The sequence below is a fragment of the Pseudomonas paraeruginosa PA7 genome, assembly GCF_000017205.1.
Classification (GTDB): Bacteria; Pseudomonadota; Gammaproteobacteria; order Pseudomonadales; family Pseudomonadaceae; genus Pseudomonas; species Pseudomonas paraeruginosa.
The window spans coordinates 1,922,737-1,941,247 of record NC_009656.1 but is presented as its reverse complement, the minus strand read 5'-3'; the positions used below and the strand labels follow the sequence as shown (position 1 = coordinate 1,941,247).

The following is an 18,511-nucleotide window of genomic DNA, read 5'->3' as shown; positions in this document are numbered from 1 at the left end:
CTCCCTACTCTCTGCCCATCGACAGACCAGGAGTCAGCATGGACACCATCGAATGGCAGGATTTCGAGCGCGTCGAACTGCGCGTCGGCACTATCCTCAGCGCCACTCCCAATCCCCGGGCACGCAAGCCCGCCTATATCCTCGAGGTCGACCTCGGCCCGCACGGCCTGCGCACCTCCAGCGCGCAGCTGACCGCGCACTACCAGGCGGAGGAACTGGTCGGCCGCCAGGTCCTCTGCGTCTGCAATTTCGCTCCGAAGCAGATCGCCGGGGTACGCTCGGAGATCCTGGTCACCGGGGTCTACGATAGCGAGGACAAGGTGGTCCTGGCCGGCTTCGACAAACCCCTGCCCAATGGCGCGCGCCTGGCCTGAAGGATCTTCATGAATCGACGTTCCGCCCTCGCCGCCCTGCACGGTGGCGCCCTCCTCTTCGGCCTGACCGGGGTGTTCGGCAAGCTGGCCAGCGCCTCCCCCGGGGTGATCGTGTTCGGACGCGCGCTGTTCGCCGTGGTCGCCCTGGGTCTCTTCGCCCGCCTCAGCCACCAGTTGTGGCGAGCCCTGGGGCCGGCGCAATGGCTGCGCCTGGCCGGCTGCGGCCTGCTCCTGGCAGGACACTGGGTAAGCTTCTTCATCGCCGTGAAGACCGGCGGCGTGGCCATCGCCACGCTCGGCTTCGCCAGTTTCCCGGCCTTCACCGTGATCCTCGAAGGCCTTGTGTTCCGCGAACGCATCCACTTCGCCGAAGTCCTGCTGGTGGCCCTGGTCAGCCTCGGCCTGGTGCTGGTGACGCCGCGTTTCGACCTCGCCAGCGGCGCCACCCTCGGGCTGCTCTGGGCGATCCTGTCCGGCCTGCTGTTCGCCCTGCTGTCACTGGCCAACCGCAGCAATAGCGGACAGATCGGGCCGGTGCAGGCGGCGCTCTGGCAGAACCTGGTGGTCGCCCTGTGCCTGCTGCCGTTCGCAGCCTTCGAACTGCCGGCGTTGCCGGCCCTGGACTGGCTCTGGCTCGCCTTGCTGGGGGTGTTCTGCACCGGCCTGGCGCATAGCCTGTTCGTCGCCAGCCTGGCGGTGGTCAAGGCGCGCAGCGCCGCCCTGGTGTTCGCCCTGGAGCCGGTCTACGGGATCGCCTTCGCCTGGCTGCTGTTCCATGAGACGCCGGGGCCGCGGATGTTCCTCGGTGGCGCGCTGATCATCCTCGCCATCGTGCTCTCGGCGCGCTTCGGCGCCCCGGGCGGGAAGGCTCCCGCCAGCCCGCGCCGGTCCGGTCCCGGGCACGCCTGATCCAGCCCGGTCCGCCTGCGCGCGCAAGCCAGGTCGGAATAAAAAAACCCGGTCGAACACGCGGGGGGAAGGGGTTCGACCGGGTGCTGCGTCCAATCACCGGAGCGTTGGCAGAGGGACGCAAAGGGAAGTGTCGGTTTCCAGCGCCTGCAGCATCCGTTCACGCGCCCGCGCCAGGCCTTTGTCACGGAATTCAGGGCCCATGTTCATGCCCTCCGCGTGGATGAAGGTGACGTCGTGGATGCCGATGAAGCCCAGCACCTGGCGCAGGTAGGGTTCCTGGTGATCGAGACCGCCGCCGGCATAGATCCCGCCGCGCGCGGTCAGGACGAAGGCGCGCTTGCCCTGCAGCATGCCCTCCGGCCCCTGCTCGGCGTAGCGGAAGGTCAGGCCGGCGCGCAGCACATGGTCGAACCAGCTCTTCAGGCTGCTGGGAATGGCGAAGTTGTACATCGGCGCCGCCAGCACCAGCACGTCAGCCATCCGCAACTCCTCGGTCAGACGGTTGGAACGCTCGAGGGCGCGCCTTTCCGCGGCGCTATGGCCGTCGCAGGGAGTGGTCCAGGCCCCCAGCAACAGTTCGTCGAGATGCGGCAGCGGCTCGCGCGCCAGGTCGCGGAGCTGGAAACGATCGGCGGGATGCGCGGCTTTCCAGTGGGAGACGAATTCCGCCGTCAGCAGACGGGATACCGAGCCCCGTTGGCGGGCACTGCTCTCGATAACCAGGACACGGGACATGACTCGACCTCCACCACTGCGATGCAACGATGGAGGTGAGAGTAGAGAAGGATTAATCGATTAAAAAGTTGAAAAAACCGCTATTAAATATCGATCAGGTTGATTTATAAACCGGCAACACCTAGTCTTTCTGGCAAGGGAACGGGCTATTTCGCGATCTTGCAGGTCAGCTTGATCCGCAACTTGATGATGTCGCGGCCGAACTGCGCGGTGAAATTGCTGTTCTGCCCCGGCTGGATCACGCCCTTGCGTACCTTCGGGGTCTCCGGGCCGTTGCGGAACACCGCGGTGCACTCCGCCGCCTGGCTACCCAGATTGGTCAGGAGGATGGCGCCCATGTCGCGGCCGATGTCCTGGGTACTGTAGGAAACCTCGCTGCCGTTGAGCTGCTGCTCGACCTCGATCGGATAGGCGAAAGCGGACAGGGGCAACAGCGAGAGCGCGAAACAGCAAAGCCTTTTCATGGCCGGACTCCGGTAGCGACAGATGGAAAATTGGCAATACCCTGAAAACCACGGCATTCCGTACGTCAAGAGACTGGACAGCTATCCCGTACAGGATGCCGACGACACGATAAGCGAAGTCGCCCCTCCGGCGCACTCGTCATCGCCTGCCGGACGCGAAAAGGCCGGCCAGGCATCCCTGCATTCGAGGAGGCGGAAATGAAAGCGCCACGCGTCACCCTGGACCAATGGCGGACCCTGCAGGCAGTGGTCGATCATGGCGGCTTCGCCCAGGCCGCGGAGGCCCTGCACCGCTCGCAGTCGTCGATCAGCTATACCGTGGCCCGCATGCAGGAACAGCTCGGTGTGCCGCTGCTGCGCATCGACGGACGCAAGGCGGTCCTTACCGAAGCCGGCGAAGTGCTGCTGCGCCGTTCGCGGCAGCTGGTCAAGCAGGCCGGACAACTGGAGGAGCTGGCCCACCACATGGAGCAAGGCTGGGAACCGGAGGTGCGCCTGGTAGTGGACGCCGCCTACCCCGCTGCGCGGATCGTCCGCTCGCTATCCGCCTTCATGCCGCAGAGCCGCGGCTGCCGCGTGCTGCTGCGCGAGGAAGTGCTCTCCGGCGTCGAGGAGGCGCTGATCCAGGGCGCCGCCGACCTGGCGATCAGCGGTCTGATCATCCCCGGCCACCTCGGCGCCGACCTCAGCGTGGTCGAGTTCGTCGCGGTGGCCCATCCCGACCACCCGCTGCACCGTCTGCAACGCGAACTGACCCACCAGGACCTGGAAACCCAGATGCAGGTGGTGATCCGCGACAGCGGCCGGCTGCAGCCGCGCGACCATGGCTGGCTCGGCGCCGAGCAGCGCTGGACGGTGGGCAGCCTGGCCACCGCGGCGACCTTCGTCGGCAACGGCCTGGGCTTCGCCTGGCTGCCGCGGCACATCATCGAGCGCGAACTGCAGAGCGGCCAGCTCAAGCCGCTGCCGCTGAGCCAGGGCGGCGTGCGGCAGAGCCGCTTCTACCTCTACACCAACAAGGAAAAGCCGCTCGGTCCGGCCAGCCAGATCCTCATGGAAATGCTCAAGTCGTTCGCCAACGTACCGCTCAACGCGCCCTTCGCGGCGCCCGAGCCCGCTGCCGAGTGAGTGCGCATGCCTGACTTCCGGCAGCGCGGCTGCACCCTCGTCTACGATGACCACCCCGGCCCCGCCGAGCGCGCGCCGGTCCTGCTGCTGCACGGTCTCGGTTCGAGCGCCCGCGACTGGGAATACCAGTTGCCGGCCCTGCTGGGCCGCTACCGCCTGCTGGTCCCGGACTTGCGCGGCCACGGCCGCTCCGGCAAGCCGCGCGACGGCTACAGCATGGCCGGCTTCGCCGAGGACTGCGCGGCGCTGCTCGACCGGCTCGGCTGCGGCCCGGTGCACCTGGTCGGCATCAGCATGGGCGGGATGATCGGCTTCCAGCTGGCCTGCGAGCGCCCCGACCTGCTGCGCAGCCTGACCATCGTCAACAGCACCCCGGAAGTCATTCCGCGCACACCCCGCGAACATCTGGAAGTGGCAAAGCGGCGGCTCCTCTCGCGCCTGCTCAGCCTGCGGACAATCGGCCGCGCCCTGGGCCGGCTGCTGTTTCCCAAGGCGGATCAGGCCGCGTTGCGAGAGAAGGTCGAGGAGCGCTGGGCGGAGAACGACAAACGCGCCTACCTGGCCAGCCTCGACGCCATCATCGGCTGGGGCGTGCAGGAACGATTGGCCGAGATCGCCTGTCCGACCCTGGTGATCAGTGCGGATCGCGACTACACGCCGGTATCGCTGAAGCGGGCCTATTGCGAGCGGATCGCCGACGCCCGCCTGGTGGTCGTGGAAGACTCCCGCCACGCCACGCCGATGGACCAACCCGAGATTTTCAACACCACCCTGCTCGGCTTCCTCGCCGATATCGACAAAACCAAGGAACAACCATGCTCAAACGTCTCCTGATCGCCGCCTGCACCCTGTTCTTCGCCGGTTCCCTGCTGGCCGCCACGCCTGCCGCCAAGCCGCACGTCCTGATCGCCACCAGCCTCGGCGAGATCGAGGTGGAACTCGATCCGGCCAAGGCGCCGATCAGCGTGAAGAACTTCCTCGAGTACGTCGACAGCGGCTACTACGACGGCACCCTGTTCCACCGCGTCATCCCCGGCTTCATGGTGCAGACCGGCGGCTTCAGCGCCGGCATGCAGGAGAAGAAGACCCGCGCACCGATCAAGAACGAGGCCGACAACGGCCTGCTCAACGAACGCGGCACCCTGGCCATGGCCCGCACCGGCGTGGTCGACTCGGCCACCAGCCAGTTCTTCATCAACCTGACCGACAACGACTTCCTCAACCATGGCGCACGCGACTTCGGCTATGCCGTGTTCGGCAAGGTGGTGCGCGGCATGGGCGTGGTCGACCAGATCGCCAAGGTGCCCACCACCCGCCGCAACGGTTTCGCCGACGTGCCGAGCGACGACGTGGTGATCCTGTCCGCCAAACGCCTCTGAGTTACGCCGCAGGGGCTTGATCCGGCGGGCCCAGGACGGGCCCGCTCCAGAAGAGAGCCATCATGCTTTATCGTCGTTTCGAACGTCTGATCGACCCGTTCCGCAGCGCTTCCGAGCGTATGCCGCCCAGCGAGGTGCTGCGTTTCTATGTCCACTTCCTGCGCCAGGTCTGGCCGGTGTTCCTGGCCCTGCTGGTGGTCGGCCTGATCGTCGCGCTGATCGAGGTGGCGCTGTTCAGCTACCTCGGCCGCATCGTCGATCTCGCCCAGAGCACGCCCAGCGCGGAGTTCTTCCGCGTACACGCCAACGAGCTGATCTGGATGGCGGTGGTGGCGCTGGTCCTGCGTCCGCTGTTCAACGCCCTGCACGACATGCTGGTGCACCAGAGCATCAACCCGAGCATGACCAACCTGATCCGCTGGCAGAACCACCGCTACGTGCTCAAGCAGAGCCTCGGCTTCTTCCAGAACGATTTCGCCGGACGCATCGCCCAGCGCATCATGCAGACCGGCAACTCGCTGCGCGACTCGGCGGTGCAGGTGGTGGATGCGCTCTGGCACGTGCTGATCTATACTGTCAGCGCCCTGGTGCTGTTCGCCGAGGCCGACTGGCGGCTGATGATCCCGCTGGTACTGTGGGTGATCGCCTACGTCGGCGCCCTCGCCTACTTCGTGCCGCAGGTCAAGCGCCGCTCGGTGGAGGCCTCGGACTCGCGCTCGAAGCTGATGGGGCGGATCGTCGACGGCTATACCAACATCACCACCCTGAAGCTGTTCGCCCACACCCGCCAGGAAGAGAACTACGCCCGCGAGGCGATCGACGACCAGACCCTCAAGTCGCAGCGCGCCGGGCGCGTGGTGACCTCCATGGACGTCACCATCACGCTGATGAACGGCGTGCTGATCACCGGCACCACCGGCCTGGCCCTGTGGCTGTGGAGCCAGGGGCTGATCTCGGTGGGCGCCATCGCCCTGGCCACCGGGCTGGTGATCCGCATCAACAATATGTCCGGCTGGATCATGTGGGTGGTCGGCGGCATCTTCGAGAACATCGGCCAGGTCCAGGACGGCATGCAGACCATCGCCCTGCCGCGCAAGGTGGTCGACCGCGAGGACGCCCGACCGCTGCGGGTCGAGCGCGGCGAAGTGGCGTTCGAGCACATCGCCTTCCACTACGGCAAGGGCAGCGGCGTGATCCAGGGTCTCGACCTTCAGGTCCGCCCCGGCGAGAAGATCGGCCTGGTCGGCCCCTCCGGCGCCGGCAAGTCGACCCTGGTCAACCTGCTGCTGCGCCTGTACGACCTGGAGAGCGGGCGCATCCTGGTCGATGGCCAGGACATCGCCGGGGTGACCCAGGAAAGCCTGCGCGCGCAAATCGGCATGGTCACCCAGGACACCTCGCTGCTGCACCGCTCGATCCGCGACAACCTGCTCTACGGCCGCCCCGGCGCCAGCGACGCGGAACTCATGGAAGCGGTGCGCAAGGCCCGCGCCGACGAGTTCATCCCGCTGCTCAGCGACGCCGAGGGCCGCCGCGGCTTCGACGCCCACGTCGGCGAACGCGGCGTGAAGCTCTCCGGCGGCCAGCGCCAGCGCATCGCCATCGCCCGGGTACTGCTCAAGGACGCGCCGATCCTGATCCTCGACGAGGCGACCTCGGCGCTGGACTCGGAAGTGGAATCGGCGATCCAGGAAAGCCTGGAGACCCTGATGGAAGGCAAGACGGTGATCGCCATCGCCCACCGCCTGTCGACCATCGCCCGCATGGACCGCCTGGTGGTGCTGGACAAGGGGCATATCGCCGAAAGCGGCACGCACGCCGAACTGCTCGCCCACGGTGGTCTCTATGCACGCCTGTGGCAGCACCAGACCGGTGGTTTCGTCGGCGTCGACTGAAGCCTGGAAACCGGGCGGCGGCCCCAGCGCCGCCCGGCCTGCCCGATCTCGCCAGAGGCTCTGCGACGGGCGTTCGCGCGACAATCATCACCGCCATCGATCTCGACTAGCACGCGCTTCGATTTTTTCCGCCAGCGAAACGGTGTTCTTATCGAACCCGTGCCCCGGCTCGATCCCGACGCCTGCAGCATCGTCCCCGTCCACCTGGCGTCGGCCACGGACGACCAAGGATGCCAGTGCTCGGTACCGGGGGTTTCGCCCCATCGCTACGGAGAATCACAGAATGAAACTTGCCTCTGTCGTGTCCGCCGTCATCACCAGCCTCGCCCCCATGGCCTTCGCCCAGGACGTGGACAAGGACCCGGGCCGCGGCCTGCCGGTCGAGGAGTACCACTACGGCATGCAGCTGGACGTGAAGAACGTCCTGCACCGTACCGACAATTCGAGCAGGACCGGCGTGGTGCCGGTGACCGTGGTCTACGAGGACCACAGCGGCGAGCTGCACAAGATCCGCTTCCTCGAATGGGGCGGTAGCACCAGCAACGGCTGAGCGTCGCGACGCCCTATCGTCCCGGCCGTTCCCTCAGGCCTGGCGATAGGGCAACAGGCCGTGGGCCTCTTCGGCATAGGCACGCACCCCCGCCCGCTCCTGGGCGAGGAATTGCGCCACGGCATCGCGCAGGCCGGGATGCGCCAGGTAATGCCAGGAACGCGTCAGTACCGGCTCGAAACCGCGGATCAGCTTGTGTTCGCCTTGGGCGCCGGCGTCGAAGCGCGCCAGGCCGGCGCCGATGGCGAACTCCAGGCCCTGGTAGAAACAGGTCTCGAAGTGCAGCCGGTCGAACTCGGCCAGACAGCCCCAGTAGCGCCCGTACAGGGTGTCCCCGGCGACCAGGCTGAAGGCCATCGCCACCGGCTTGCCATGCTGGTGGGCGAAGACCACGCGGATCGCCTCCGGCATGCGCTCGGCGAGCAGGCCGAAGAATTCGCGGCTCAGGTAGGGGTCGCGGTCGCGCACCAGGTAGGTATTGGCGTAACAGAGATAGACGAAGTCCCATTCCAGCTCGGACAACTGGCCGCCCTCCCGCCACTCGAACTCGATGCCCTGGCCGCCGACCTGCTCGCGCTCCTTGCGCAGTTGCTTGCGCTTGCGCGAGCTGAGGGCGTCGAGGAAGTCCTGGAAGTCCCGATAGCCACGGTTATGCCAGTGGTACTGGCAGCCCAGGCGCTCCAGCCAGCCATCGCGCCCGGCCAGCAGCGCGTCGGCGCGGGCATCGGTGAAATTCACATGGATGCCCGACAATCCGCTGGCCTCGGCTTCCTCGCCGAGGCTCGCGAGCAACGCCTGCAAGCCTTCTTCACCGCCCAGCAGACGCGCGCCGGCAACCGGGGTGAACGGCACGCCGACCAGCAGCTTCGGGTAATAGCGGATGCCGGCGCGCTGGCAGGCGTCCGCCCAGCTCCAGTCGAACACGTACTCACCATAGGAATGCGCCTTCACGTAGGCCGGCAACGCCGCCCGCAGGCGACCCTGCGTATCGCGCAGCACGCGATGGGCCGGGCGCCAGCCGGTGGCAGGCGTGACGCTGCGGCTGTCTTCCAGCGCGGAGAGGAAAGCATGGCGCAGGAACGGCTGGGCGGGAGGCAGCAAGGCGTCCCACTCGGCGGCGTCGATATCGGCAAGGGCGGCAAGCGTCTGGATCGGCATGCGCGCCAGTCTGGCGCGAGACGCCAGGCAAGTGAAGCCGGTCGACGGAAAAAAATGCCCGGCGGACCCCGCGATGAAACCGCCCTTCACCAGGCGAAGGCTGGAACTTTCCACGCAGGGCGGATAACCGCGACGGCATTCCCGATCTGGCCCTCTTCGGGTCCTAGATCATGCCCAGCAACAACAGGACCAACAGCACCACCAACAATGCACCGATGATCCCCGAGGGACCGTAGCCCCAGTTGCGCGAGTGGGGGAAGACCGGCAGGCCGCCGATCAGCAGCAGGATCAGGATGATCAGAAGAATCGTACCGAGACTCATGGGCGTCGCTCCTGTTCGGCTCATGGGGCAAGGGGCGGAAGATTCCGTCCCCTTGTAGTTCTCGACCCCGGCCGAACCGCGAAGATTCAATAAATCCGAGCCCCCCGGCCTCTCAGTGGATGACCTTCGGCGCCGGTCCCTTGAGCAGGCGCATGAACATCAGCGCCACCGCCTGTGCGTCGCCGAGGGCGGTGTGGCGGCCACTGACCGGGACGTCCAGGGCCCGCGCCAGGGTATCGAAGCGCAGGTCGAGGTGGGCGTCCGGGAAGTGCCGGCTGACCTTGCGGTGGTAAAGCGAGGAAACCTCGATGGTCGGGTTGCGCAACTGCAGGTCGAAGCGCTGGCGCAAATGCCGGTTGAGCACCGCGATATCGAACGACAGGTAGTAGCCGAGCAACGGCCGGTCGCCGATGAATGCCAGCAGCCGGCGCAGGGCCTCGTCCAATTGCAACTGGCCCTCCAGGTCGGCGCGGCGCAGCTTGTGGATGCGGATCGACTCGGCGTCCAGGCTCGGCGGCGGTTCGACGTAGAGTTCCAGGCGCTCGCCCAGAACCAGCTTGCCGCGTCGCACCAGCACCGCGCCGATGCTGAGGATGTCGGCGCGGCGCGGGTCGAGGCTGGTGGTCTCGAGGTCGAGGGAAATCACTTCCTCCGCCTCGATCGCTTCGTGCATCCACCAGTACAGGCGGCGGCGCCACCCCGGCCAGCGGCTGTCGGGCAACTTGACCATGCTGTTCATCGGGTCTCCAGGTGAAATTGGCGGGCCAGGCTCTGCTTGAACTTCTTCACCACGTGCAGGCCGTAGCGCAGCATGTCGCGCTCGTGGCGGCTCATGCCGCTGACATCCAGGCCCTGCTGGCGGCCGTCGCGCTGGCCGGCCAACTGGCGGGTCAGGCGCAGTTGCAGGAACAGTTCGAAGGACTCGGCCAGGTCATCCGCCAGGCGCGACTCAAGCACCTTGCGCGCCTTCAGCGCGGCGATCCGCGCCAGGCTGCCGCGCACCTCCAGGCCTTCACGCAGGGCCAGGGTCCGGATGCCATGGACGATGGGAAAGATCCCGCCACGCTTGAGATCGAGGCGGGCATCCTGGACCTTCAACTGGCCGAGGAATGTCAGCGGCGTGTCGAATTGCAGGGCCGCCGCGGCGACGTCCGCCAACCAGCGCTCGCCGCCGTCGACGAAAGCGCGCAGTTCGCGGCGCAGGGGTTCGAAAAGCTGCGGGTTGCCGGCCACCGGCCAGGCGTCGGCCAGGATCGACAGACGCAACAGTTGCTCCGGCTTGCCCTCCAGCAACGTCGTGCGCAGTTCCGAACGCCAGGCGGAGAGCGACTTGCACCAGTCCGGCCGGCTGGCCATCACTCCGCCGGGACAGGGCGGATAACCGAACTCCAGCAAGGCCGCGCTGAAGCGCTGCATCATCGCCAGGGCCTGTTCCTGCGGCAGGTCGTCGGCCAGGATCAGGGCATTGTCCTGGTCGGTCTTCAGCAACTGCTCGCCGCGCCCTTCGCTGCCCATCACCAGCAGGCAGCAGCGGCCGCGCAGGGTCGGTGGCAGAAGCAGCTCGAAAAGCCGCTCGAGCAACTGCTCGTTGAGCGCGCTGACCAGTTGCATGATGAAGCGCAGGCGAATGCCGTTGCCGGCCAGGGTGGCGATCAGGGTATCCAGGGTTTCCGCACAGCGGCGCAGGTCGTCGAGGTCGTCGGCGCGGGCAATGCGCAGCGCGAGCACGTGGGAATGGGTGGAGAACAGGCTGAGCACCTGGGTCAGGTGCAGCAGCCCGATCACCTGGCCGTCCTCGGTGACCGCGACCCGTTCGATGCGCTGGCGGGTCATCAGGATCATCGCGTCGAACAGGAAGTCACCCAGCTCAACGCTGGCCAGCGGGCCATGGGCCAGCGGCCCGATGGATTCCTGCTCGCTGCGACCATCGCGGAAATGCGCGCTCATCAGGTCGGTGCGGGTGACGATGCCGAGCTCGGTTCCGTCCCTCTCCAGCCGCACCAGCAGGGCATCGGCGCCATGGCTCAACTGCAGGCGCGCGGCATCGCCAAGGGACAGCGAGGCCTCCACCTCCAGGGCCGGCAGCAGGTGCTCGCGGGCGATCCGGGTGAGGATGAACTCGGCGAGGTTCTGTCCGTCGCGCCGGGCCAGCTGGCGCTTGGCCGCCAGGTCGGCCTGGAAGAAGCGGGCGAAAGCCGGGTTCTCCCCGCACAACTGGTGGAAACAGCTGGCCGGCAACTCGTAGACGATGCTTTCCTCGATCGCCAGGTAGCGATGCTTGCTGCTGCCGGAGAACAGCCCACGGACGTCGAACAGGTCTTCCGCGGCGTACTGGGCGAATACCCGTCCGTCGTCACCGCGCTCCTCGACCACGCCCTTGAGCAGCACGAACAGCCCGGGGACCGACGAGCCCGCTTCGAGCAGGACCTCTCCCGGCGCGTAGTAGCCCACGCTGAGGGCCTGCTTGAGGGCTTCGCGCTCATGGGCGCGCAACTGGTCGAAGGGGGGCGAGGCGAAGTTGAAACTGTCAGGCATGGCTCATCTCGCTATGGCCGGGACGCTTAAACGAAAGGCGGCGGACCGGAAATCCGGCCGCCGCCTCGGGCTACGCCTTCACGTAGCGCTTAGTGGGCCACCGCGCCAGAGGCGCCCAGGCCGGTCTGGGAACGGATGAACTGCGGGAAGAAGCGCGCGCGCTCCTCGTCGGCCGCCGCCGACTTGTCGGTGATGGAGAAGAACCAGATACCGACGAAGGCGACGATCATCGAGAACAGCGCCGGGTACTCGTACGGGTAGATGGCTTTCTCGTGGCCGAGGATCTGCACCCAGATGGTCGGGCCGAGGATCATCAGACCAACCGCGGTGACCAGCCCCATCCAGCCGCCGATCATGGCGCCGCGGGTGGTCAGCTTCTTCCAGTACATGGAGAGCAGCAGCACCGGGAAATTGCAGCTGGCGGCAATGGAGAAGGCCAGGCCGACCATGAAGGCGATGTTCTGCTTCTCGAACAGGATGCCGAGCACGATGGCGACCACGCCCAGGGCCACGGTGGTCATCTTCGAGACCCGCAGTTCGTCCTTCTCGTTGGCCTTGCCGGCCTTGAACACGCTGGCGTAGAGGTCGTGGGAGACGGCCGAGGCGCCGGCCAGGGTCAGCCCGGCGACCACCGCGAGGATGGTGGCGAAGGCCACCGCCGAGATGAAGCCGAGGAACAGGCTGCCGCCCACCGCGTCGGCCAGGTGAACCGCCGCCATGTTGTTGCCGCCGATCAGGGCGCCGGTGGCGTCCTTGAAGTCCGGGTTGGTGCTGACCAGCAGGATCGCGCCGAAGCCGATGATGAAGGTCAGGATGTAGAAGTAGCCGATGAAGCCGGTGGCGTAGAACACGCTCTTGCGCGCTTCCTTGGCGTCGCTGACGGTGAAGAAGCGCATCAGGATGTGCGGCAGGCCGGCGGTGCCGAACATCAGCGCGAAGCCCAGGGAGAACGCCGAGATCGGGTCCTTGACCAGGCCGCCCGGGCTCATGATCGCCTCGCCCTTCGGATGCACCTTGATCGCTTCGGAGAACAGCGTGCTGATGTCGAAGTTGACGTGCTTGAGCACCATGATCGCCATGAACGAGGCGCCGGAGAGCAGCAGCACGGCCTTGATGATCTGCACCCAGGTGGTCGCCAGCATGCCGCCGAACAGCACGTAGAGCACCATCAGGATACCCACCAGAACCACCGCGACATGGTAGTTGAGGCCGAACAGCAGCTCGATCAGCTTGCCGGCGCCGACCATCTGCGCGATCAGGTAGAAGGCCACCACCACCAGCGAGCCGCAGGCCGAGAGGGTGCGGATCTGCTTCTGCTTGAGGCGGTAGGAAGCGACGTCGGCGAAGGTGTACTTGCCCAGGTTGCGCAGGCGTTCGGCGATCAGGAAGAGGATGATCGGCCAGCCGACCAGGAAGCCGATCGAATAGATCAGACCGTCGTAGCCGGAGGTGAAGACCAGCGCGGAAATGCCCAGGAAGGAAGCCGCGGACATGTAGTCGCCGGCGATCGCCAGGCCGTTCTGGAAGCCGGTGATGCGGCCGCCGGCAGCGTAGTAGTCGGCCGCCGAGCGATTGCGCTTGGAAGCCCAGTAGGTGATGCAAAGGGTCGCGCCGACGAAGGCGACGAACATGACGATGGCCGAGACGTTCAGCGGCTGGCGCTGCACGTCGCCGGTCAGCGCGTCGGCCCAGAGGAGCGGAGCGAAGGCGGCGAGACCGAGCGCGGCGAGGAGACGGGCGATCATTGCTGCGCCTCCTTGAGGATTTCCTGGTTCAGGCTGTCGAATTCGCCGTTGGCGCGACGCACGTACAGGCCGGTCAGGATGAACGCGGCGACGATCAGTCCGACACCCATCGGGATGCCCCAGGTCACGGACGAATCGGGACTGATACGCGCGCCCAGCAGCTGCGGCTGGAAAGCGATCAGCAGGATGAATATCACGTAGAGGCCAAGCATGATCGAAGAAAGTATCCAGGCGAATCGCTCTCGCTTGGCTACCAACTCCTTGAAGCGCGGATTGGTATCAATCCGCTGGTAGATGCTGTCGTTCATTGTTTTTATCCTCACAGCGGGGTGACGCGGAATGTCGTCGGTAACCACTGTAGGACGCTGGTGCAAGCACTCCAGACGACTTTAGTCGTAGCGTTTCGCCAGCCGCTCTAGACCGGTATTCCCGGGCCCTCCGGCGAATTTCGCAGGTTGCCTGCGAGAGAAAACGAACGCGCGCCCGGGAACCCGGGCGCGGCGTTTTTTCGAAGCGATCCGGCCGCTACGGCAGCCACTCCCCGACCCGTTGCGGATTGGCCGCCACCCACTGCTTCGCCGCATCCTCGGGCTTGGCGCCCTCCTGGATCGCCAGCATCACCCGGCCGACCTCGTTGCCGTCCTTCCAGCCGAACTTCTTCAGGAACTCCCAGACCGGCCTGGCCTTGGCCTCGAGCGCCGGGTTGGCGACGGTGTCGACGTGCTCGGTGTCACCGTAGACCTTCTTCGGATCATCGAGGAATTTCAGTTTCCACTTGGCGAACATCCAGTGCGGGATCCAACCGGTCACCACCACCGGCTTCTTCTCGTTCTCGGCACGGGTCAGCTCGGCGATCATGCCGCTGCCGGAACTGGCCACCAGCTTGTAGTCGAGGCCGTATTGCTTGATCGCCTCGTCGGTCTTGATCATCACCCCGGCGCCGGCGTCGATGCCCACCACGCGGCCGCCGAAAGCGTCCTTCTGCGCCTGGAGGTCGGCGATGCTGCCGGCATTCACGTATTCCGGGACGATCAGGCCGATGCGTGCGTCCGGGTAGTTGATGGCCAGGTTGACCACCTTGTCCTTCATCTTCTCGTAGTAGGCGCCGTGGGTGCCCGGCAGCCAGGCCGAGAGCATGGCGTCGAGCTTGCCGCGCGCCACTCCCTGCCACATGATCCCCGCCGCCACCGGCATCAGCTTCACCTCGTAGCCGAGCTTCTCGCGGATCACCTCGGCGGCCACATGGGTGGTCGCCACGCTGTCCGACCAGCCGTCCACGTAACCGATGGTGATCACCGGCTTGTCCGCCGCGGCCGCCATCCCCACCGCCGCCGACATTGCCAGGCCCGCACTCCAGCACAACAGTCGTCGCATCATTCGCATCAGACGTACCCCTTGTTCTATGCCGCCGGGGACGCTCCCCGACGGTCGCGGCACTCTGCGGTGCCGCCGTCCATCATCGGCGCGCCCGGCCACCGGACTGCTCTGAGAACGACGTCCAGCGCACCCGATAGCGACATCTCCCATACTGCGCCTGGGGCCGCTGTCGGCGTGCGCCGGGCTGGTGCGATGGAGCCGCTCTATGCCCCCGATTGGACAGAGCGATTTCCGCCAGGCCGGGCGCCCGGATAGTCTTTGCGACAAAGAGGAATGATTCTCGTTAAAGGAGAGCCACCATGCTCAAGACCCTGACCTTCACCGTCATGCACTTCATGATCGCCTTCAGCGTGGCCTATGCGCTGACCGGCAGCGTCGCGGTCGGCGGACTGGTGGCGGCGGTCGAGCCGCTGTGCAATTCGGTCGGTTTCTACTTCCACGAGAAGATCTGGAAACGCTTCGAGAAGGACGGCGCGGCGCGCCCGACCAGCACCGCCCACGGCTGGCTGCACCGCCACGCCTGAACCGGCGACGGCTGCGCTGGAGGGGCACGGAAGCGGGGAAAAGCCCGATTGAATCGCCGGCTGCAATAACCCACTGCACTAGTGAAGCTTGCAGTTGTCATAACGGCAGTATATTCACTCAGTACTTTTTCCCTCGAAGGGACCTCCTCGATGCCCCACTTCCTCCGTTTCGCTGCCCTGCTCGGCGGCCTCGCCCTCGGTTGCGCCAGCCTGGCGCAGGCCCGGGACGTGGATGCCGCCAGCTACGGCTACCCGCTGACCAACCCGTTCGAGGCGACCATCGCCACCACGCCGCCGGAGCTGCGTCCCGAGCTGCCGCACAGCGAGGACATCGACCAGAAGGATTACAGCCTGAAGTTGCGCCCGGAGCGCGAATTCGCCCTGCCGGACAACTTCTGGCCGGTGAAGAAGCTGCGCTACCGCCTGGCCCGCCAGGACCACGCGGCGCCGCTGATCTTCATCATCGCCGGGACCGGCGCGCACTATGCCAGCAGCTTCCCGGAATACCTGAAGAAACTCTTCTACCAGGCCGGCTACCACGTGGTGCAGCTGTCCTCGCCGACCAGCTGGGACTTCATGGCCGGCGCCTCGCGCTTCGCCACCCCGGGCTTTTCCAGCGACGACGCCGACGACCTGTACCGGGTGATGCAGGCGGTGCGCGCACAGCAACGCGACCTCCCGGTGACCGACTATTACCTCACCGGCTACAGCCTCGGCGCGCTCAACGCGGCCTTCGTCAGCCACCTCGACGAAAGCCGGCAGAGCTTCAATTTCAAGAAAGTCCTGCTGCTCAATCCGCCAGTGAACCTCTACACCTCGGTAAGCAACCTGGACAAGCTGGTGGAAACCCAGGTCAAGGGCATCACCGACTCGCGCACCTTCTACGAGGTGGTGCTGGGCAAGCTGACCCGCTATTTCCGACAGAAGGGCTACGTCGACATCAACGACGCCATGCTCTACGACTTCCAGCAGTCGAAGCAGCGCCTGAGCAACGAGGAGATGGCGATGCTGATCGGCACCTCGTTCCGCTTCTCCGCCGCCGACATCGCCTTCACCTCGGACCTGGTCAACCGGCGCGGTCTGATCACTCCGCCGAACTACCCGATCAACGAGGGCACCAGCCTGGAGCCGTTCTTCAAGCGCGCCCTGCAATGCGACTTCGAGTGCTACATGACCGAACAGCTGATCCCCATGTGGCGGGCCCGCTACGATGGCGGCAGCCTGACCCAGCTGGTCAACCAGGTCAGCCTGTACAAACTGCAGGACTACCTGCATGACAGCCCGAAGCTCGCCGTGATGCACAACGCCGACGACGTCATCCTCGGTCCTGGCGACCTCGGCTTCCTCCGCCGCACCTTCGGCGAACGCCTGACCGTCTACCCCTATGGCGGCCATTGCGGCAACCTCAACTACAAGGTCAACGCGCAGGACATGCTGAACTTCTTCGCCACGCCCGCCGCCGGACAGACCCAGGTCGCCAGCGCGACGCCCACCCAGCAGGCAGGAAACTGATCGATGACCCGTACCGCACACTGGATGTTCGCCCTGCTGCTGACCGGCGCCGCCAGCGCTCAGGCCAACGCCGCCGACACCCCGACCGCGCCGGTCGAACTGCCGCCGCGCCAACTCGACGGCGACGGCTTCAGCCGTCCGCTGGACCAGCTCAAGTTCAACCCCGGCCTCGACCAGCGCGAGTTCGAGCGCGCCACCCTCGACGCTCTGAACATGTACGACCCCTGGGAATCCTGGAACCGCCGGGTCTACCACTTCAACTACCGCTTCGACGAGTGGGTGTTCCTGCCGGTGGTGCGTGGCTATGAATACGTGACCCCGCACTTCGTCCGCAGCGGCGTGAGCAATTTCTTCGACAACCTGGGCGACGTGCCCAACCTGCTGAACAACCTCGCCCAGCTGAAGGGCAAGGCAGCGATGGAAACCACCGCGCGCCTGCTGTTCAACACCACCTTCGGCGTGCTCGGCCTGTGGGATCCGGCGACCAGGATGGGGCTGCACAAGCGCAGCGAGGACTTCGGCCAGACCCTCGGCTACTACGGGGTGGGCAGCGGTCCCTACCTGATGCTGCCGATCCTCGGCCCGTCCAACCTGCGTGACACCGGCGGGCTGGTGGTGGACTACGTCGGCGAGTACCAGGTGAACTACCTCAACGTGCCGCAGGCCAGCGGCGACCATCCGGAGATCACCGCCCTGCGCGTGGTGGACAAGCGCTACAACACCAGCTTCCGCTACGGCCAGATGAACTCGCCGTTCGAGTACGAGAAACTGCGCTACATCTATACCGAGGCGCGCAAGCTGCAGATCGCCGAGTGAGACGAAGAACCGCCGCCCCGTGCGGCGGTTTCTTTTATCTCTAATCATCCAATTAATCGATAGGAATCACATAAAACTCGCAACCATATATCGACTAAAGAGGACTATCATCGAGCCATACACGAACCAGGAGGTCCCCATGACCCGCTACCGTGATGTACTCGAACTGCATACCGGCCACCCCGCCTCCGATGGCGCCGGCGTCCGCCTGACCCGCGTGATCGGCGGTCCGTCCCCGGAACGCTTCGATCCGTTCCTGATGCTCGACCAGTTCGATACGCAGAACCCGGACGACTATGTCGCCGGCTTCCCCTCGCACCCGCACCGCGGCTTCGAGACCGTGACCTACATGCTCGAAGGACGCATGCGCCACGAGGACCACCTCGGCAATCGCGGCCTGCTCAAGCCCGGCGGCGTGCAGTGGATGACCGCCGCCCACGGCATCATCCACAGCGAGATGCCGGAGCAGGTGGAAGGTGCGATGCGCGGCTTCCAGCTGTGGGTCAACCTGCCGGCGAAGAACAAGCTGGCCCCGGCCGGCTATCGCGATATCGAGCCGGAAGACGTGCCGCGCCTGGAAACCGCCGGCGGGGTGAAGGTCACCGTGATCGCCGGGCGCTTCGACGACGGACAATTGCAACAGGCCGGCGCCGTCGAGCGGCCGGACACCGAGCCGCACTACTACGACCTGCAGCTGCCCGCCGGCGGCCGTATCGCCCCGCGCCTGCCGGATGGCCACCGCGTGCTGCTGTACGTCTACGAAGGCAGCCTGACGGTGGAAGGCGAACGGCCGGTGGAAGTCGCCACCAACCGCCTGGCGCGCCTCTCCGAGCAAGGCGAGCTGAGCCTGCGCAGCGACACCGGCGCCCGCGTGCTGGTCCTCGCCGGCAAGCCGCTGCGCGAACCGATCGTCCAGTACGGCCCGTTCGTGATGAACAGCCGCGAGGAGATCGAGCAGGCGCTGCGCGACTACCGCGACGGTGTCCTGGCCGTCTGAGCCTTGCGCGAGCCGCCCTCCGGGGCGGCTTTTCCCACCTGCCGCCGCACCCAGATACTCAGATACCCAGATACCCGCGCCTAGCTGC

20 protein-coding genes are annotated in these 18,511 nt (G+C 66.1%); 11 read left to right on the top strand and 9 right to left on the bottom strand.

The genetic code is table 11. The features are described from left to right. The first annotated feature begins 38 nt into the window (after positions 1 to 38). Positions 39 to 374, top strand: a complete 336-nt coding sequence (locus tag PSPA7_RS09115; RefSeq protein WP_003156572.1) for a tRNA-binding protein — start codon at positions 39 to 41, stop codon at positions 372 to 374. 9 nt (positions 375 to 383) lie between these two features. Then, positions 384 to 1,283 (top strand): DMT family transporter, encoded by a 900-nt coding sequence (locus PSPA7_RS09110; protein ID WP_012074982.1) that lies wholly within the window; start codon positions 384 to 386, stop codon positions 1,281 to 1,283. A 96-nt stretch (positions 1,284 to 1,379) separates the two neighbouring features. Here the strand turns inward: PSPA7_RS09110 and azoR3 are convergent, their stop codons facing one another. Together azoR3 and PSPA7_RS09100 are read right to left on the bottom strand one after the other, a co-directional pair. Next, positions 1,380 to 2,021 carry an FMN-dependent NADH-azoreductase AzoR3 gene (gene azoR3 / locus PSPA7_RS09105; protein WP_003156570.1) on the bottom strand — a complete coding sequence of 214 codons (642 nt, stop codon included), beginning with the start codon at positions 2,019 to 2,021 and terminating at the stop codon, positions 1,380 to 1,382. Positions 2,022 to 2,167: 146 nt separating this feature from the next. Next, positions 2,168 to 2,485, bottom strand: coding sequence for a hypothetical protein (locus PSPA7_RS09100; RefSeq protein ID WP_003156568.1), 318 nt, complete (start codon positions 2,483 to 2,485; stop codon positions 2,168 to 2,170). 198 nt (positions 2,486 to 2,683) lie between these two features. Here PSPA7_RS09100 and PSPA7_RS09095 point away from each other — a divergent pair, with 198 nt between their 5' ends. From PSPA7_RS09095 to PSPA7_RS09075, 5 genes are all read left to right on the top strand, one after another. Continuing rightward, positions 2,684 to 3,613 (top strand): PA3225 family LysR-type transcriptional regulator, encoded by a 930-nt coding sequence (locus PSPA7_RS09095; RefSeq protein ID WP_003156565.1) that lies wholly within the window; start codon positions 2,684 to 2,686, stop codon positions 3,611 to 3,613. Between the two features lie 6 nt (positions 3,614 to 3,619). Further along, positions 3,620 to 4,447, top strand: coding sequence for an alpha/beta fold hydrolase (locus PSPA7_RS09090; RefSeq protein WP_003156563.1), 828 nt, complete (start codon positions 3,620 to 3,622; stop codon positions 4,445 to 4,447). Next, positions 4,429 to 4,992: a peptidylprolyl isomerase PpiA gene (gene ppiA, locus PSPA7_RS09085; RefSeq protein ID WP_003156561.1), complete on the top strand. Its 564-nt coding sequence runs from the start codon at positions 4,429 to 4,431 to the stop codon at positions 4,990 to 4,992. The genes PSPA7_RS09090 and ppiA overlap by 19 nt, the downstream gene beginning before the upstream one ends. A 62-nt stretch (positions 4,993 to 5,054) precedes the next feature. Further along, the gene (locus PSPA7_RS09080; RefSeq protein WP_012074981.1) at positions 5,055 to 6,887 is read left to right on the top strand and encodes an ABC transporter ATP-binding protein; all 1,833 of its coding nucleotides are present in this window, start codon (positions 5,055 to 5,057) and stop codon (positions 6,885 to 6,887) included. A gap of 283 nt (positions 6,888 to 7,170) precedes the next feature. Then, on the top strand, positions 7,171 to 7,437 hold the full coding sequence (locus PSPA7_RS09075) for a DUF2790 domain-containing protein (RefSeq protein WP_003156559.1): 267 nt from the start codon (positions 7,171 to 7,173) through the stop codon (positions 7,435 to 7,437). 33 nt (positions 7,438 to 7,470) lie between these two features. On the opposite strand, the gene PSPA7_RS09070 is transcribed toward PSPA7_RS09075, so the two are convergent. The 7 genes from PSPA7_RS09070 to PSPA7_RS09040 all read right to left on the bottom strand — a co-directional run bounded on the left by PSPA7_RS09070 (position 7,471) and on the right by PSPA7_RS09040 (position 14,580). Continuing rightward, a complete protein-coding gene (locus PSPA7_RS09070; RefSeq protein WP_003156558.1) occupies positions 7,471 to 8,595 on the bottom strand; it encodes a GNAT family N-acetyltransferase in 1,125 nt (374 codons plus the stop codon). Positions 8,596 to 8,758: 163 nt separating this feature from the next. Further along, positions 8,759 to 8,917 carry a DUF3309 family protein gene (locus PSPA7_RS09065; RefSeq protein WP_003109182.1) on the bottom strand — a complete coding sequence of 53 codons (159 nt, stop codon included), beginning with the start codon at positions 8,915 to 8,917 and terminating at the stop codon, positions 8,759 to 8,761. A 112-nt stretch (positions 8,918 to 9,029) separates the two neighbouring features. Continuing rightward, positions 9,030 to 9,656 (bottom strand): 3'-5' exonuclease, encoded by a 627-nt coding sequence (locus PSPA7_RS09060; RefSeq protein ID WP_012074979.1) that lies wholly within the window; start codon positions 9,654 to 9,656, stop codon positions 9,030 to 9,032. Then, entirely contained in the window at positions 9,653 to 11,452 is a 1,800-nt protein-coding gene (locus tag PSPA7_RS09055; RefSeq protein WP_012074978.1) for a DUF294 nucleotidyltransferase-like domain-containing protein, read from the bottom strand. The genes PSPA7_RS09060 and PSPA7_RS09055 overlap by 4 nt, the downstream gene beginning before the upstream one ends. A gap of 89 nt (positions 11,453 to 11,541) precedes the next feature. Beyond that, positions 11,542 to 13,197 (bottom strand): cation acetate symporter, encoded by a 1,656-nt coding sequence (locus PSPA7_RS09050; protein WP_012074977.1) that lies wholly within the window; start codon positions 13,195 to 13,197, stop codon positions 11,542 to 11,544. Beyond that, positions 13,194 to 13,505: a DUF485 domain-containing protein gene (locus tag PSPA7_RS09045; protein ID WP_012074976.1), complete on the bottom strand. Its 312-nt coding sequence runs from the start codon at positions 13,503 to 13,505 to the stop codon at positions 13,194 to 13,196. The genes PSPA7_RS09050 and PSPA7_RS09045 overlap by 4 nt, the downstream gene beginning before the upstream one ends. Before the next feature lie 217 nt (positions 13,506 to 13,722). Beyond that, positions 13,723 to 14,580: a glycine betaine ABC transporter substrate-binding protein gene (locus PSPA7_RS09040; protein ID WP_041025308.1), complete on the bottom strand. Its 858-nt coding sequence runs from the start codon at positions 14,578 to 14,580 to the stop codon at positions 13,723 to 13,725. Between the two features lie 293 nt (positions 14,581 to 14,873). On the opposite strand from PSPA7_RS09040, the gene PSPA7_RS09035 reads away from it, so the two are divergent. The 4 genes from PSPA7_RS09035 (at position 14,874) to PSPA7_RS09020 (ending at position 18,423) form a co-directional block, all read left to right on the top strand. Beyond that, positions 14,874 to 15,098 (top strand): DUF2061 domain-containing protein, encoded by a 225-nt coding sequence (locus PSPA7_RS09035; protein WP_003157072.1) that lies wholly within the window; start codon positions 14,874 to 14,876, stop codon positions 15,096 to 15,098. 150 nt (positions 15,099 to 15,248) lie between these two features. Further along, positions 15,249 to 16,610, top strand: a complete 1,362-nt coding sequence (gene mlaY, locus PSPA7_RS09030; protein ID WP_012074974.1) for a lipid asymmetry maintenance lipase MlaY — start codon at positions 15,249 to 15,251, stop codon at positions 16,608 to 16,610. 3 nt (positions 16,611 to 16,613) lie between these two features. Continuing rightward, on the top strand, positions 16,614 to 17,426 hold the full coding sequence (gene mlaZ / locus PSPA7_RS09025) for an outer membrane lipoprotein MlaZ (RefSeq protein ID WP_012074973.1): 813 nt from the start codon (positions 16,614 to 16,616) through the stop codon (positions 17,424 to 17,426). A gap of 139 nt (positions 17,427 to 17,565) precedes the next feature. After that, positions 17,566 to 18,423, top strand: a complete 858-nt coding sequence (locus PSPA7_RS09020) for a pirin family protein (protein ID WP_003157069.1) — start codon at positions 17,566 to 17,568, stop codon at positions 18,421 to 18,423. Positions 18,424 to 18,511 lie beyond the last annotated feature (88 nt).